Annotated in this window: 13 protein-coding genes; 6 read left to right on the forward strand and 7 right to left on the reverse strand. The window is 51.9% G+C overall.

The features are described from left to right. Positions 1-539 precede the first annotated feature (539 nt). Positions 540-2,147 (forward strand): phosphoenolpyruvate carboxykinase (ATP), encoded by a 1,608-nt coding sequence (gene pckA / locus NQ492_RS08760; protein ID WP_015546495.1) that lies wholly within the window; start codon positions 540-542, stop codon positions 2,145-2,147. Positions 2,148-2,494: 347 nt separating this feature from the next. Here the strand turns inward: pckA and frr are convergent, their stop codons facing one another. From frr to pyrH, 3 genes are read right to left on the reverse strand one after another with little or no spacing between them, the layout of a single operon-like run. Next, positions 2,495-3,052, reverse strand: a complete 558-nt coding sequence (gene frr, locus NQ492_RS08765) for a ribosome recycling factor (RefSeq protein WP_015546494.1) — start codon at positions 3,050-3,052, stop codon at positions 2,495-2,497. Between the two features lie 12 nt (positions 3,053-3,064). Next, positions 3,065-3,640, reverse strand: coding sequence for a TlpA family protein disulfide reductase (locus NQ492_RS08770; RefSeq protein ID WP_015546493.1), 576 nt, complete (start codon positions 3,638-3,640; stop codon positions 3,065-3,067). A 4-nt stretch (positions 3,641-3,644) separates the two neighbouring features. After that, positions 3,645-4,352: a UMP kinase gene (pyrH, locus tag NQ492_RS08775; protein WP_015546492.1), complete on the reverse strand. Its 708-nt coding sequence runs from the start codon at positions 4,350-4,352 to the stop codon at positions 3,645-3,647. Between the two features lie 171 nt (positions 4,353-4,523). On the opposite strand from pyrH, the gene dxs reads away from it, so the two are divergent. Further along, a complete protein-coding gene (dxs, locus tag NQ492_RS08780) occupies positions 4,524-6,404 on the forward strand; it encodes a 1-deoxy-D-xylulose-5-phosphate synthase (RefSeq protein WP_217727588.1) in 1,881 nt (626 codons plus the stop codon). Positions 6,405-6,467: 63 nt separating this feature from the next. Then, a complete protein-coding gene (locus NQ492_RS08785) occupies positions 6,468-6,614 on the forward strand; it encodes a hypothetical protein (protein ID WP_157359458.1) in 147 nt (48 codons plus the stop codon). Between the two features lie 57 nt (positions 6,615-6,671). Here the strand turns inward: NQ492_RS08785 and NQ492_RS08790 are convergent, their stop codons facing one another. After that, complete coding sequence (locus tag NQ492_RS08790; protein ID WP_015546490.1) at positions 6,672-7,433, reverse strand: YaaA family protein; 762 nt, start codon at positions 7,431-7,433, stop codon at positions 6,672-6,674. A gap of 12 nt (positions 7,434-7,445) precedes the next feature. Then, on the reverse strand, positions 7,446-8,219 hold the full coding sequence (locus NQ492_RS08795) for a radical SAM protein (protein WP_044054726.1): 774 nt from the start codon (positions 8,217-8,219) through the stop codon (positions 7,446-7,448). A 68-nt stretch (positions 8,220-8,287) separates the two neighbouring features. On the opposite strand from NQ492_RS08795, the gene NQ492_RS08800 reads away from it, so the two are divergent. The 3 genes from NQ492_RS08800 to NQ492_RS08810 all read left to right on the forward strand — a co-directional run bounded on the left by NQ492_RS08800 (position 8,288) and on the right by NQ492_RS08810 (position 11,153). Beyond that, positions 8,288-9,442, forward strand: a complete 1,155-nt coding sequence (locus tag NQ492_RS08800) for a dicarboxylate/amino acid:cation symporter (protein ID WP_149886890.1) — start codon at positions 8,288-8,290, stop codon at positions 9,440-9,442. Positions 9,443-9,769: 327 nt separating this feature from the next. Continuing rightward, positions 9,770-10,063 (forward strand): helix-turn-helix domain-containing protein, encoded by a 294-nt coding sequence (locus NQ492_RS08805; RefSeq protein WP_015546487.1) that lies wholly within the window; start codon positions 9,770-9,772, stop codon positions 10,061-10,063. Positions 10,064-10,214: 151 nt separating this feature from the next. Next, positions 10,215-11,153 carry a phage/plasmid replication domain-containing protein gene (locus NQ492_RS08810; RefSeq protein WP_015546486.1) on the forward strand — a complete coding sequence of 313 codons (939 nt, stop codon included), beginning with the start codon at positions 10,215-10,217 and terminating at the stop codon, positions 11,151-11,153. 228 nt (positions 11,154-11,381) lie between these two features. Here the strand turns inward: NQ492_RS08810 and NQ492_RS08815 are convergent, their stop codons facing one another. Further along, a complete protein-coding gene (locus tag NQ492_RS08815) occupies positions 11,382-13,364 on the reverse strand; it encodes a PL29 family lyase N-terminal domain-containing protein (RefSeq protein ID WP_015546485.1) in 1,983 nt (660 codons plus the stop codon). Between the two features lie 990 nt (positions 13,365-14,354). Further along, complete coding sequence (locus NQ492_RS08820; protein WP_015546484.1) at positions 14,355-15,461, reverse strand: site-specific integrase; 1,107 nt, start codon at positions 15,459-15,461, stop codon at positions 14,355-14,357. Between the last annotated feature and the right edge of the window lie 389 nt (positions 15,462-15,850).

The raw sequence follows: 15,850 nt of genomic DNA on the forward strand, positions 1-15,850 counted from the left end.
CGGAAAATTTTTCCGGCTGCGGCTCCGCCTCCGCCCGCGGGAGGCCGGGAAGTCGGGGCGGCGATTTTTCATTTTCAGTGCGATGCTCCCCGTCTGTCGCCCGGAACGCACGGGGCGGCAGCGGGCAGAGCGTCGGAGTCGTTTCCGGCCGTGTTTTCATGGAGGGCCGGCGGTTGCGGGTCGGCGGGAAACGTGTTCCGGGAGAGGGCTGTTTCCGGGCGGAAAATCCGCGCTCCCCCAAAGGTGATAAAAACCGGCGGAAGAAAACCGGAGCGTCCCGTCCGGCGCGGATAAATTGCGGCAAAATTTTTGCCGGGCGATCCTCGCAAGGGTTTGCGAAGGGCTTTTCGGCGGCGTTGTACGACGCTATCAATGAGGCGTATAGCGCTATCGGAAAAAATAATAAATATTTTTTGTAATTTCGGCTGTTATTTTTTTCACAATTATGAAAGTTTTTCTACCTTTGTGCCGTTGAAGTCCGGACCTGCGGACTGAAACGTCAGGTTGAAAAGAGGATTTTAATCAAATAAATTGCAATTATGGACAAAATGGATCTGAAAAAGTACGGGATCACGGGCGTGACCGAGATCGTGTACAATCCCTCCTACGACGAACTGTTCCGTGAGGAGACGAAAAAAGGCCTGCGCGGCTATGAGAAAGGTCAGCTGACCGAGACCGGCGCCGTGAACGTGATGACCGGCGTTTACACCGGCCGTTCGCCCAAGGACAAGTTTTTCGTGATGGACGAGACCACCAAGGACACGATCTGGTGGACTTCCGACGAATATAAGAATGACAACAAGCCGGTTACGAAGAAGGCCTGGAAGGAGCTGAAGAAAATCGCCGTCGAGGAGCTTTCGGGCAAGAAACTCTTCGTTGTGGACACGTTCTGCGGCGCCAACGAGAACTCGCGCCTGAAGATCCGCTTCATCATGGAGGTGGCCTGGCAGGCTCACTTCGTGAAGAACATGTTCATCCGTCCGACGGACGAGGAGTTGGAGAATTACGGCGAGCCCGACTTCGTGGTGCTCAACGCTTCGAAGGCCAAGGTGAAGAACTACAAGGAGCTGGGTCTGAACTCGGAGACGGCCGTTGTCTTCAACCTCACCGAGAAGATGCAGGTGATCATCAACACCTGGTACGGCGGCGAGATGAAGAAGGGCATGTTCTCCTACATGAACTACCTGCTTCCGCTGAAGGGCATGGCTTCGATGCACTGCTCGGCCAACACCAACGAGAAGGGCGAGACCGCTATCTTCTTCGGCCTGTCGGGAACCGGCAAGACCACGCTTTCGACCGACCCGAAGCGTCAGCTCATCGGCGACGACGAGCACGGCTGGGACGACGATGGCGTATTCAACTTCGAGGGCGGCTGCTACGCCAAGGTGATCAACCTCTCGCAGGAGAACGAGCCTGACATCTGGAACGCCATCCGCCGCAACGCGCTGCTGGAGAACGTGACGGTGGACAAGAAGGGCAAGATCGACTACGCCGACAAGTCGGTTACGGAGAACACCCGCGTATCGTACCCGATCTTCCACATCGAGAACATCGTGAAGCCCGTATCGAAGGCTCCGGCCGCCAAGAAGGTCATCTTCCTCTCGGCCGACGCATTCGGCGTGCTGCCCCCGGTTTCGATCCTGACCCCCGAGCAGACGAAGTACTACTTCCTCTCGGGCTTCACCGCCAAGCTCGCAGGCACGGAGCGCGGCATCACCGAGCCTACGCCGACCTTCTCGGCCTGCTTCGGCGCAGCCTTCCTGTCGCTGCACCCCACCAAGTACGGCGAGGAGCTGGTGAAGAAGATGCAGAAGTCGGGCGCCAAGGCCTACCTCGTGAACACGGGCTGGAACGGAACCGGCAAGCGTATCTCGATCAAGGACACGCGCGGCATCATCGACGCGATCCTCGACGGTTCGATCGACAAGGCTCCGACCAAGACCATGCCTATCTTCGATTTCGTGGTTCCGACCGCCCTGCCGGGCGTAGACCCCGCTATCCTCGATCCGCGCGACACCTACAAGAGCGCCAAGGATTGGGAGGTTAAGGCAGAGGATCTGGCCAACCGCTTCGTGAAGAACTTCGTGAAGTTCACGGGCAACGAGGAGGGCAAGAAGCTCGTAACCGCAGGCCCGAAGGTAAAGTAATTCCCTGCGGCTTGAGCCGCTGCAAATAGATGAATCCCGGTTTCCGCAATTGGAGACCGGGATTTTTTATGTTGTGGAACAGGCACGGTCCGGCGGATGGGCGGCAGATGGGCGGCAGATGACGGTGGATGGGCGGCGGATGACGGTGGATGTGTGCGGACGGGTTTGCGATCGGAGGCGATCCGTCTGCGCCGGTCGCTGTCGGTTTTGTCGGTCGCTGTCGGTTTTGCCGGGGCGATGCGGGGTTGCCGCGCCCGTGCGTGCGGGGTTTGCCGGACAAACGGATGGAAAAAGCCCGGCTGGAATAAATTTCCAGCCGGGCTTTTCGTCTTGCGGAAGCCGGCAGGTCAGACCGTCATAATCTCCTTCTCCTTCTTCGAAAGCGCTTCGTCCAGCGTCTTGGAGAACTTTTCGAGCAGTTTTTGCGACTGCGTTTCGCCGTCCTTCGATTCGTCTTCGGGCATGCCCTCCTTCTGGGCCTTCTTGAAGGCTTCCACCGCGTCGCGGCGGGCGTTGCGCAGGCTGATGCGGGCGGTCTCCGCTTCGGCGCGCACCTGCTTCACCAGCTCTTTGCGGCGCTCCTCCGTAAGGGGCGGAATCGTCAGGCGGATCTGCTCGCCGTTGTTCGAGGGCGTCAGGCCGATGTTCGAGTCGATGATGGCCTTCTCGATCGGGCGCAGCATGTTCTTGTCCCACGGCTGGATCAGGATGGTCCTGGCGTCGGGTACGGTGACGCTGGCAGCGCCCGAAACGGGAACCTGCGAGCCGAAATAGTCGACCATCACGCCGTTCAGGGCGTTGGGCGACGCCTTGCCGGCGCGAACGTTCAAAAGTTCCTCTTCGAGGTGGTCGATGGCCTTCTGCATGCGGCCCGTAGCTTCGTTGAGAATCGTCTTGGTATCCATAAGTGTTGGGGTTTAATTTCCGAGTGTTTTTTCGATGGTGCGGATCAGCTCCTCGAATTCATGTTCGTCGTAGCCCACCGTGGCCAGCACGACCTTGCCCTTGCGGTCGATCACGAAGTTCCGCGGGATGTAGTTCGAGGCGTAGCGGTCGTAGACGGTGCGTGCGGGGTCGAGTCCCATCGGGAAGGCGTAGCCGGTCTTTTCGCGGAACGCCTCCACGGCCTCGCGTTTCTCGCCGCGCGATACGGGCAGGAAGACGAACTCCTTGCTGGCGAAGCGGTCGATGATGTCCGTCTGCACGCGGGTCAGCTCCTGCCGGCAGGGCGGACACCACGTGGCCCAGAAGTTGAGCAGCACGACTTTGCCCTTCAGGTCGCCGAGCGTCACGGAGCTGCCGTCGACCATCTCGACCGTGAAGTCCGGAGCCGTGTCTCCGGCCTTTACGAGCGTTGTCGATTCGGCGTCCGTCTCGGCGCCCTTCTTGGCGTTGCGGTTGCCGCACGAGGGCAGCAGCAGGATGACGGCGATGATCGCGGCGATCAGCGCCAGCATCACCCACAGCGATTTGTTGCTTTTCTTGGTTGCCATAGTCTTACAGTTTTACCAGCGTTCCGATCTTCTCCCCGGCAAGGACCTTGCCGAGGTTGCCCGCGGTGTCCATGTCGAAGACGATGATCCGGAGACCGTTCTCGCGGCAGAGCGTGAAGGCCGTGAGGTCCATGACCTTCAGACGGCGGTCGAGGACCTCCTCGAACGTGATTTCGTCGAATTTCGTCGCTGCGGGGTCCTTCTCCGGGTCGGCCGTGTAGACGCCGTCCACGCGGGTGCCCTTCAGCATCACGTCGGCCTCGATCTCGATGCCGCGCAGCGCCGACGCCGAGTCGGTCGTGAAGTAGGGGTTCGACGTGCCGCCTCCGACGATCACCACGTAGCCCGCTTCGAGGTATTCGATGGCACGGGCTTTGGAGTAGTATTCGCCGATGGGTTCCATGCGGATCGAGGTGAGCACCTTGCATCGGACGCCGTTGTCTTCGAGCGCCGACTGGAGCGCCAGCGAGTTGATGATCGTGGCGAGCATGCCCATCTGGTCGCCCTTCACGCGGTCGAAGCCCTTTTTGGCGCCCGTGAGGCCGCGGAAGATGTTGCCGCCGCCGATGACGATGCCGATCTGGACGCCCGTTGCTGCGGCGGCTTTGATCTGCTCGGCGTAGGATTGCAGCGTCTCGGGGGAAAGCCCGTATTTCTGTCCGCCTTGCAGCGATTCGCCGCTCAATTTCAGGAGTATTCGCTTGTATTTCATCGTGGGTCGCGTTTTATCGTAGTGCGAAGATAGGTATTTTTTCGAAAAAATTCATATATATTCCTTATCTTTGGTGTCGTAACGACACTTTTACCGGTCGGAGCGTTTTGCCGGGCCGCGCGCGATTCGGTTTTGGAGGCGTCCGTTCTTTTTTCTATCTTTGCAATCCTTATGTCGTCGGAAGAATATAAACTGCTCGATACGATTTCCTCACCGCGGGAGTTGAAAAAACTCCCGCCGGAGGAGCTGTCCGCCTACTGCGACGAGCTGAGGCGTTACATCATCGACGAGTGTGCGGTCAATCCGGGCCACCTGGCATCGAGCCTCGGGGCCGTGGAACTGGCTGCGGCCCTGCATTACGTCTTCGACACCCCGGAGGACCGGATCGTCTGGGACGTCGGCCATCAGACCTACGCCCACAAGATCATCACGGGACGCCGCGAGGCGTTTAAAACCAAACGGCAGCTGAACGGCATCAGCGGTTTTCCGCGCATGTCCGAGAGTGAATACGATTCTTTCGGGGGCGGGCACGCTTCGGTGTCGATCTCCGCGGCGTTCGGCATGGCCAAGGCCGCCGAACTGCGCGGCGAGAAGCGGCAGGTCGTGGCCGTGATCGGCGACGGCTCGATGACCGGAGGGCTTGCGTTCGAGGGGCTGAACAACGCCGGGGCCTCGAAGCGCACCAACCTGCTGGTGATTCTCAACGACAACAACATGGCCATCGACCAGGCCACGGGAGCGCTGAAAAACTACCTGCTGAAAATCTCGACTTCGGTGCACTACAACCGTTTCAAACAACGGCTGTGGGGGCTGATGTCGCATACGCCGCGGCTGCTGCGGCTCTGCCAGAAGGCGGGCAACGCCGTGAAGCAGGGGCTGCTGAACAAGAGCAATTTTTTCGAAAGTCTCAATTTCCGTTATTTCGGTCCGGTGGACGGTCACAACCTCAAGGAGTTGGTGCGGACGCTTCGGGCGTTGCGCGACATCGAGGGGCCTAAACTGCTGCACGTGATGACGGTCAAGGGCAAGGGCTACCTGCCGGCCGAGCACGACCAGCCCGCCTGGCACGCCCCGGGGCGTTTCAATCCCGATACGGGCGAGCGGATTTCGGCTCCGGGCGGCGCAGCGCGTTATCAGGACGTGTTCGGCGAAACCCTGCTGGAACTGGCGCGCCGCGACGAGCGCGTCGTGGGCGTCACGCCCGCCATGCCGTCGGGCTGTTCGATGAACATTCTGCTGCGCGAGATGCCCGGCCGCTGTTTCGACGTGGGCATCGCCGAAGGGCATGCCGTGACCTTTTCGGCCGGACTGGCCGCGGCAGGCATGGTTCCCTTCTGCAACATTTATTCGAGTTTCATGCAACGGGCCTACGACAATGTGATCCACGACGTTGCGATTCAGGATCTTCCGGTGGTGATGTGTCTCGACCGGGGCGGCCTGGTGGGCGAGGACGGGGTGACGCACCACGGGGTCTTCGACATGGCCGCTTTCGGCGCCGTGCCGGGACTGACGATCGCCGCGCCGATGAACGAACCCGAACTGCGCAACATGATGTATACGGCCCTCGGATCGGGACATCCCTTTATGATCCGCTATCCGCGGGGGCACGGCGAGGGCTTGCCGTGGCGCGGCGAGAAGTTCGAGACGCTGCCCGTCGGACGTGGCCGCCGCCTGCGCGAGGGCGCAGACGTGGCGCTGTTGACCGTGGGGACCGTCGGCAACGCCGCCGCACGGGCCGCCGGACGCGCTGCCGCGGAAGGCGTGAGCGTCGCGCATTACGACCTGCGGTTCGTGAAACCGCTGGATGAAGCGTTGCTGGACGAAGTGGGGCGTAAGTTCCGCCGTGTGGTCACGGTCGAGGACGGTTCGCTGCGCGGAGGCGTCGGCGAAGCCGTCGCGGCGTTCTTCAACGGCCGCGGCTACGACGTGCGGGTGCAGCGGCTCGGCATCGGCGACGAGTGGGTCGAACACGGCACGCCCGGGCAGTTGTACGCCCTGTGCGGCTACGACGAGGAGGGCATTCTGCGCGCCCTGCTCGATACCCGCGCGTAAATTTTCCGCAACGCATTTTTTCGGCACAAATTCTGTGTGATGGCTTCCCAAAACGACCGGGAAATGAAAATCGTCATTTTATTGCTTGCTGCCGCCCTTTTGATTCTGGGTGCGGTGGCTGTCGCGGCGGCTTCGGACCGCACCGACCGCATGCCTGTCGCCGTGTTCGACCTGCGGCCGGCCGAAGCGCGGGGCTGCCGCACCGGGTAACTGTTGTTCGTGGATCAGGGGCGGGGAACTCCGCCGTCTTCGCCGTAAAGGCATTTGTCAGAGCGTGAACACCCAGTCGTCGCCTTTCGAGAGGGCCGGGTCCAGGCGGAAGCCTTCCCATTCGAACGACCGGAGCGTCGCGGGATCGGCGATGCGGTTTTTCAGGATATGCCGCGTCATCTCTCCGCGGCACATTTTCGTATAGACCACGACGGTTTTCAGCCGGTCGCCCTCGCGGACGCGGAATTCGGGCGTGATGACCCGCGCTTCGCGGCAGATGCGTTTCCAGTCGAACAGACGCTTCATCTCTCCGCTCGCCAGGTTGACCAGGATGCCGTCGTCGGCGTGAATCCGGCCCAGCAGGTCGTCGGTCAGCCGGCTTTGCCAGTAGGAAAACATCGTTTCGTCGCCGCGGCCGGGCAGTACGGCGTCGCCTTCGAGCCGGTAGGTGCGGATGGCGTCCAGCGGGCGGAGCAGTCCGTAGAGGAACGAGGTGATGTTGAGGTGCCGTTGGGCGTATTCGAAATCGGCGTCGGTGAAACTCGCCGGGTCGATGCGTTTGAAGACGATTCCCGTGTAGGCCGTAAGGGCCGGGATCGCCGCATCGTCGTCGCCGTGGAAGCGGCCGTAGCGCAGGCGGTTTTCGGCGGCGATACGGCGGTTGACGCGCAGGAGCCGGGCCAGTTCGTCGGTCGGGAGCGTCGCCAGCCCGGCGGCCAGTTCGGAGGCCTCGCTGCGGTAGGCGGGCCGGGTCGTGCGGGGCGTCGGGACGGAACTGCGCTCCGTCATCGTCTTGGCGCAGGAGAGAAGCAGCTGCATGGCGTTCGGGCGTTAAGCTACGGAGCAGGGGATGCCGAGCGCTTCGACGCGCGCGGCGATGGCCTGCAACTCCTCTTTGGTGACTTTTTCGAGCGTCGGGCAGGGGGTGTCGCGGTCGAGCGAGTAGACCATCACCTGCCGCGGGCGGATTTCGGCGACGAGCCGGAGCCAGGCCGAGACTTCCTCTTCGGTGGTGTTGTCGACGGGCTGTCCGCCGCACTCCCCGCGCAGGAACATCGTTTGCAGAATCATGCGCCCGTCGAAGCGTTTCATCGCTTCGACGATGCCCCGCACCGTGTAGGACGCGCTTTGCGGGTTGTTCATCCGCCGCACCGTCGCGTCGAACGCCGAATCGAGTTTGAGGATGTTGTTGTCCACGCGCAGCAGGGCGCGGCGGACGCTGTCGCGGTGGATCTGCGTGGCGTTGGAGAGCACCGAGACCTTCGCCGCGGGGCACAGCGCGTCGCGCAGGGCGATCGTGTCGCCGATGACGGCTTCGAAATCGGGGTGCATGGTCGGTTCGCCGTTGCCGGCGAAGGTGATCACGTCGGGCGGCGTGGAGTCGGCCACCATGCGCCGCAGGGTGGCTTCGAGCTGCGTGCGCACGTCCTCGCGGCTGTTGAAGCGTCGTCCGCCCGGGTGCTCGGCATTCCAGCCGCACTCGCAGTAGATGCAGTCGAACGAGCAGAGTTTCGAGGAGAGCGGGAGCAGGTTGACTCCCAGCGAAAGGCCCAGTCGCCGCGAATGCACCGGGCCGAAGATAATGTCGTGAAATAGCGCTGTCATGGTGCGAAATTAAGAATTAAGAATTAGGAATTCAAAATTAATTCCTAATTTTACCAAAATACCGTTTTATGAAATTCAAATTCGGACTTTTGCCGCGCGTCGTGCTGGCCATTGCGCTGGGCGTCGCCTGCGGATTCTTCCTCCCCGGCTGGGCGACGCGCATCGCGCTGACCTTCAATGCGATTTTCGGGCAGTTTCTGGGATTCGCCATTCCGCTGCTGATTCTCGGGCTGGTGGCTCCGGGCATCGCCGATCTGGGCCGGAACGCCGGGCGTCTGCTGGCCCTGACCGCCGCGCTGGCCTATGCCTTCACGCTCTTTTCGGGGTTCGGGACCTATCTGACGGGGCGGCTTCTCTTTCCGGCGCTGCTCGAAGGCTCCGCCGCCGTATTGCCCGAGGAAGGGGCGGCCCTTGCGCCCTATTTCACGGTCGAAATGCCTCCCGTGATGGGTGTGATGTCGGCGCTGGTCCTCGCCTTCGTGCTGGGGCTGGGCATGGCCTATATCCGTTCGGTGACGCTCAAGGCGGCGATGGACGATTTCAAGCGGATCATCGAGCTGGTGATTCTGCGCGTCATCATTCCGCTGCTGCCCTTCTACATTTTCGGCATCTTTCTGTCGATGACCCAGTCGGGGCAGGTGGCCGGGGTGCTGGACGTCTTCGTGAAACTGATCGCGGTGATCTTCTGCATGACGGTCGTGCTGCTTCTCGTGCAGTTCTCCGTCGCGGGGCTTGCGGCGCGTAAAAATCCGCTGAAGATGCTCCGCACGATGCTCACCGCCTACATGACGGCCCTCGGAACGCAGTCGTCCGCCGCGACGATCCCCGTGACGCTGGCCCAGACCGTGAAGCTCGGCGTGCGGCCCGAACTGGCGTCGTTCGTCGTGCCGCTGTGCGCCACGATCCACCTCTCGGGTTCGATGATGAAGATCACGGCCTGTGCGCTGGCCGTGTCGATGATAGCCGGGCTGGACATTCCGGCGTCGACCTTCGCGGGGTTCATCCTGCTGCTGGCCGTGACGATGGTGGCGGCTCCGGGCGTGCCGGGAGGGGCGATCATGGCGGCGCTGGGACTGTTGGAGTCGATGCTCGGTTTCGACGAGACCCTCGCGGGGCTGATGATCGCCACCTACATCGCCATGGACAGCTTCGGAACGGCGACCAACGTGACGGGCGACGGCGCCGTGGCGGTGATCGTCGATGCGATCGACCGGCGGCGTTGAAAAACTCCGTTCCCGGGCCGCCGTCGGCGGCCCTTTTCCTTATTTAGGACTGAAATAAGTATAAATAGGTATAAATTTGAAAATTTGCATCCAATGTATTGTTAATCATATAGTTGTGCTTTTGTGTCTTTGTTTCGAGTAACAAACTGGTAACAAAAATATCTAATTTCAATGATTTTTTCACAAATATAAGATATTAATACATAGATTCTTACAAATCCTCAACCTTGACTGGTCGGGGATTTTTTGTTGCAATTTTTTAATCAAAAGCAAAAACCGATGATATACTATATATAAATATTAATTAAAAATTAAAATTTCATAAATATGAGAACAGAATTACAAACTGAACTACAAGAGATTAAACAATTGTTGTTGTTGAACAACAAAACCGTATTGACACCCGACGAAGTATCGTTGATGTACGGATTGAGTAAAGACTACTTGTATCACCTGACCAGTGAACGGGTGATCCCGTTTCATAAACCGAACGGCAAAAAAATTTTCTTCGACAAGGAGGAGGTAGAGAATTGGTTGTTGCAGAACCGACAGGATACCGTCGAAGAAACACAGCAAAAAGCAACGTTGTACAATTTGAAAAATAAGGGAGGAGTACGATGACGAATATATATTATAAATCAACGTATCGAACGACCATGACGAACAACATCAATATCATGCAGTGGATTTGTACCGGGAATTACTCGATGACCTCCGACGAATCCGTTGCACATATTAATATTGTTTTTAATACAAAATATTTGTTTGAATCATGTTCGATACTATCAATATAAATCTTAAATCGATTGATACCCACCAATTGAATTTTGTCAAGACGGTTACTCGTGATCTGAATGTCGATACAACCACATCCCGATATGGAACCACATATACCTCCCATATTGACAACCTGACTATCCGAACAACGACACAAGGAGTATCCATCGGCAACGGCAGTCTTTGCAAGTTCCTTTACGGGAACAATATTGTCAACTTTACGAGGACTGACACCCGACTTGCATTTGAAAAATTGTCTGACACGTTGCATATCTCGTTGAACAATGCAACCGTTTCCCGGATGGATGTTGCATACAATTTCGATGTTACCTATCCTCCGGAATCTTATTTCTATCATTTGGGGAACTTACCTTACTACAAACGTTTGGAACAGATGTTCTACAAGGGGGTCGAAGGATTGTATTACAGTTCGGTCTCCGACAAAAAACAATTGGTGTTCTACGACAAGATCAAGGAAACAACCAATCGCAAAGATTACGTTCCACCGGAATATCAAAACAAAAATTTATTGCGGTATGAACTTCGTTTGAAAAATCGCATCAAACAAATTTTCAAAGTGAACAAGGTGACTGTTCCGATGTTGTATGATGTCGAATTTTACAATCGAATTGTCGATTACTGGAAATCGGAATACCGAAAGATTGTCAAGCAAAATGAATATGAGATCGACATTACCGATTGCAAAGGGATTAGAGACTTGAACAAAATCGGAATATTATTGTTGGTCGAACAACAGGGAGGGATGAACGAGTTCTTCAAAAAATTGGACCAACAATACAACACAGGGAGACTGGATAAACGACAACGTTCGGAAATCAAACGTCAAACCAAAGAATTGATGCAAAACAATTCGATAGGAGTAGTCCGTAGTCCTCTTATCGAGGAGTTGAATACACTCGTTGAGGGGGTGTAAACAAATATACAATTACAAGAAAAACCGAGAAAAATCAATCATTTTTTGACGAATTTTTCTCGGTTTTTCAATTGATTTTTGTTGTGAATATCAATTCAAAAAATGAAACGAATTGGAATTGCTATTGATATTCACTTGTAGATTACATTTGTTTGATTATCGGTACGTTCGGTTGTGAAAACGATGATGTTTCACAGAATCGTTTTCCATAAGATGTAATTGTCAATTCTATTTATAGACAATTTGAGTATGTACGTCTTTGGTTAAATTTTCAATAAACTGACCGGTCTTAAAATATAATGTAAGGTTCGGATTGTTATCGCAAGTCAAACTTTCCAAATTCGGACATCCACTCACATCCAAAGTTGTAAGTGCATTATAACGACAATCGATGTCTGTTATATTGATACAACCTTCTATATTAAGTTCTGGTATCTCATTGGTATAACAAATAATAGAATTCAATTGAGTGCAATTATTCAGAGATAAGGTTTTCAATTTGTTGTCTGGGACATATATCTGTTCTAATTTAATACAATTGCTTGCATCTAATGATGTTATAAGAGACCATCTACAATCAATATGTTTTATTGTTTTATTTACTTTTAATGATTTTAAATATTTTGGACTTCCATATGAACTTCCACATTGCAATATAGCCAAATTAATACACTGACTAACATCTAATGAAGTTATTGGATTGTCAATACAACCAAGAGTTGTTAAATTCTTACAATCTTTAACGTCCAATGATGTTACTTGATTCTTAAAAAAATATAATACTTTAAGGTTGAGAAATTGTTTGATTTCATCTAATGATTCGATTCCCATGTTATTACAATTGATGGAAATAATTTCATTTGCTTCTGATTGACTGATAGAACCATTGCCATCTTTATCAAAATTTGCAAGGATATACTCCTCAAATTTAGAATCTTTGAACTGGATGTATGGTTCAACTTTTACGGAAAACAAGAACATGACAAAACTCTTGGAGTCCGTACCCATTGCAGTAATTGCAATTTCACCACTCTCTTCTGCAAAAGTATTCTCTTGGGGAGGTGCAATAACAGTCATTATATCACCAAGAACAGAAACTTTCCATCCGTCAGGTTTCGAGATTGAAATTTTAGCAATATTGTTCTGTACAATATCAAACGTTCTTGTTTCCCCGTATTCGAATGATTGTTCTGCCGAAACTCCTATTACCGTGAAAGATACACCTTTGGATAAGGGAATGGATACCGTTTTTCCATCGGTGAATGTAAAATACACGAAATTATCGTCATAACGGACATTGTTGAAGAAAGAACTACCGTCAACCCCATCTTTACCGTCTGTTCCATCCTGTCCGATTGCTTTTACATCTTCTCCGTTTGCATCTTTCAGTCTCTGAACACCATTCCCCATGTCGATTGTCCAATATCCTTCGGAATCGACACCCAAAATCGGAGTAATACCATCTTTGCCGTTTTCTCCATCAGAACCATCCTTACCATCGGTTCCATTCAAGGATTCCAGCCATTCTTCGATGGTTCCGGAATATCCTTTCTCGACTGCCAGTTCGTATGCAGATTTGCCATTCGATCCATCTTGTCCGTCGGAACCATTCGATCCTTTCAATGATTCCAACCACTCGTCCAATGTCCCCTCATATCCTTTTTCAACAGCAAGTTCATATGCAGATTTCCCTTCGGAACCTGAACCTTTCAATGATTCCAACCACTCCTCCAATGTCCCCTTATAACCTTTTTCAACTGCAAGATCATATGCAGTTTTGCCATCTACTCCGGAAACTTTCAGTTTGTTTCCATCGTTATCCAACAACCAAGTCTTGTTTCCATTGGTTGTGATTGTCCAATAATAGATACCTTCGTAGATGTCAATACCGATAATATGGGAATCTTTGCCATCGATTCCGTCCTTGCCATGTTTAATGGTAATGGTATTCCCTTTTGCAAAAGTGATTGTATATCCACTCTTGTCTGCAAGTTCTTCTATTTTGACAATGTAATCCCTTGCATTGATTGCATCGACAATACTCTGAATTGAACCGATGTCCGAGTTCATAGTCTGTACCGTTTTCTCCAAGGATGCAATCCGATCTTTCAGATCGTTGACATTTTGCCACAGTTTACTGTCTTCATACTCATCACTGCAACTTGCAAATAACAATGTGGCAATACAAAATACCGATAGAATTTTTTTCATAGCAACTATTGTTTGAATTGGTTGAACATTCAAATTGTAGTTACCATTCAACTCCCAAATGGTGGATTCAATCAAAAAAGAAAGTGTGGAGTTATTTGTTTATCTGACAGGAGGTTCTGACAAAACCCGAATACAAATAAACAATACCCCACACTTGAATAGTATATATCCGAACGATACATAGCTATACAAGTGATGAGTGTTATTGTTATCCTTGTATTCTTGAAAACTGTCAGATTTCCTGTCAAGGATAAAAGCAAAACACTTTCATCAATAATATGTTGTTCCCACGGGAACACCACAAAGCTATAAAAATGTTTGCTAATATCAATACACTCAACGGGGTATTGCAGAACAAATTTAACCCGAATATTCCAAAAAATCACTATTTTACTTTCAGTATCTTCTCTGTATGTTTCCGGTTTTTCGTTCGATAAATACAAAAAAACGAATTTACCTATGGATTTTCCTACTTACAAAGTCACCGAACGAACTTATCGATACGGAGTTCGTATCCCCGATTCCAATTTCTTCGATTATCTGGTCAGTACCTATGATCTCATCGTCGATAAAGATGGCAAAATCTCCCCCTACGATACTTTACGAATTACGAAGATAGATTGTTCCCACCGAGGGATCGAGTCGTTTGCAGGGATCGAATCGTTCCCGAATCTGACCTATTTGAATTGCGGATGGAATCCCGTCAAAAAACTCGAATTACGGAATCACTATAAACTGAATTATTTGTTTTGTCCCGGATGTGAATTGTCCCACCTCGATATAATGTTGTGTCATTTCCTTACGGTTCTGAATTGCAGGTTCAATCGTCTCCGAACTTTGAATCTCGACTATTGTTATTCCCTACGATTTTTGTCATGTTGCAACAATTTACTTAAAACACTCGATGTCACACCTTGTTCCGACTCGATACGGGTCAACTGTAACGACAATCCCGGTCTTTTTGAGATAATACACCAGGTTCAACAAAGATCAATATAGGACAGGGATGCTATTGACTGCTTCTCGTTTCGTTTTGTCAACGACCTTTGCATATTGCATGGTGGTTCCGATATCGGTATGTCCCAATATCTCCTTGACGGTATAGATGTCAACCCCGGAATTCAGCAACAGAGTTGCGCAGGTGTGTCTTGCACAATGAAATGTGATGTGTTTGTCGATACCGGAATCCGATACCCACTTTTTCAATACTTTGCGAATTGTCGATTCCTTCGGTAGATCGAAAACCGAATCTGTCTCTGTATTCTCTCTCTTGGAAGGAAGAACCGATATTGCGTTTTCGGACAAAGGAACGTAATTCTCAATTTTTGTTTTTTTCTGCCGAAAGTTGATATAGGTTTCATTATTGGTCGTCACCACCTCTTTCCATATTAGTTTTTGAACATCCGAAATTCGTAATCCGGTAAAACAGCAAAACAAAAATGACCTCTTGACCATCTCTTTCGGACATGGGGTTTGAATCAATCTCTTCAACTCTTCTTCCGTCAGGTGTTCCTTGTGGGGTAGAACCATTCGGGGAGGATCGACCGATTTGGTCGGATCGGATGTCACCAGTTCATCCTTGATTGCCTGATGGATGATTATTTTGAGACTGGTGTAAATGTTGTGTTGGGATGATGATTTCAATACCTCACCACTTGTCCTTGCAATTGCTGTCGACAGGTATTGTACGAATCCTTTAACATAACGGATGTCAATATCTTGCAGTGCAATCTTATCCCCATGATATTTTGTCAAATGGTAAACCAGAGTGTCGAAAGTTCCCTTGATTCCGATTCTTCCCTGTTTCAGTTTGTTTGCGGCAACCAGTTGTATATACTCTATCAGATTGACATCCGGTTTTTCCGTTGCAAATCCGTATTTGTTGTTGAACAGTTCGATCGTTCTCCGGGATTTGATTGCAATTGCCAGTCGGAGTGTTTGTTCGTTTTTGAGTCGGTCTGCTTTTGTCCGTTCCGGAATGAGATACAGACGCAAAAATTCGTACCGACGTTTTCCTTTGAAATAAATGTCGAGGTAGAGGGATTCTCCTGATTGGGTTGCTTTCCTGCGTAATCTTATGACTTCTTTTTCTTTCATATGCCATTATTTTAAAATTCATAGATTATATTCGAGGAAAAACAAAACGATTCGATTCTGCCGCAACTTTTTTCGATTTTTCGAGTAACAAGCAAGTAACAAGCAAGTAACAAGCAAGTAACAAAACGAGGGAACCATTGAGTAACAAACGAGTAACAGAATGCAACCAAAGAAGAGCAAACAAAGACCGTCTTTCAGCAGGTTGTCTGTTGATTCATAAAATATTGACATTGAATTGTTGCCGGTTTCTGCCCATGTATGTTTGTGGATGTGCTGCCGGGATTCTTCGGAAAATAAGTATAAATGCGTATCCTTGTGGAATAAAAAACGGCTACTTTTGAATGCCGATTCCGTTTTATGTATACTTTTGTGCGTCCAAAACGGAAAAA

Origin of the sequence: Alistipes shahii WAL 8301, assembly GCF_025145845.1 — a bacterium.
GTDB classification, from domain to species: domain Bacteria; phylum Bacteroidota; class Bacteroidia; order Bacteroidales; family Rikenellaceae; genus Alistipes; species Alistipes shahii.

Coding starts and splice junctions, on each gene's coding strand:
- pckA (WP_015546495.1), top strand. CDS start 540: ATGGACAAAATGGATCTGAAAAAGTACGGGATCACGGGCGTGACCGAG.
- frr (WP_015546494.1), bottom strand. CDS start 3,052: ATGGATACCAAGACGATTCTCAACGAAGCTACGGGCCGCATGCAGAAG.
- NQ492_RS08770 (WP_015546493.1), bottom strand. CDS start 3,640: ATGGCAACCAAGAAAAGCAACAAATCGCTGTGGGTGATGCTGGCGCTG.
- pyrH (WP_015546492.1), bottom strand. CDS start 4,352: ATGAAATACAAGCGAATACTCCTGAAATTGAGCGGCGAATCGCTGCAA.
- dxs (WP_217727588.1), top strand. CDS start 4,524: ATGTCGTCGGAAGAATATAAACTGCTCGATACGATTTCCTCACCGCGG.
- NQ492_RS08785 (WP_157359458.1), top strand. CDS start 6,468: ATGAAAATCGTCATTTTATTGCTTGCTGCCGCCCTTTTGATTCTGGGT.
- NQ492_RS08790 (WP_015546490.1), bottom strand. CDS start 7,433: ATGCAGCTGCTTCTCTCCTGCGCCAAGACGATGACGGAGCGCAGTTCC.
- NQ492_RS08795 (WP_044054726.1), bottom strand. CDS start 8,219: ATGACAGCGCTATTTCACGACATTATCTTCGGCCCGGTGCATTCGCGG.
- NQ492_RS08800 (WP_149886890.1), top strand. CDS start 8,288: ATGAAATTCAAATTCGGACTTTTGCCGCGCGTCGTGCTGGCCATTGCG.
- NQ492_RS08805 (WP_015546487.1), top strand. CDS start 9,770: ATGAGAACAGAATTACAAACTGAACTACAAGAGATTAAACAATTGTTG.
- NQ492_RS08810 (WP_015546486.1), top strand. CDS start 10,215: ATGTTCGATACTATCAATATAAATCTTAAATCGATTGATACCCACCAA.
- NQ492_RS08815 (WP_015546485.1), bottom strand. CDS start 13,364: ATGAAAAAAATTCTATCGGTATTTTGTATTGCCACATTGTTATTTGCA.
- NQ492_RS08820 (WP_015546484.1), bottom strand. CDS start 15,461: ATGAAAGAAAAAGAAGTCATAAGATTACGCAGGAAAGCAACCCAATCA.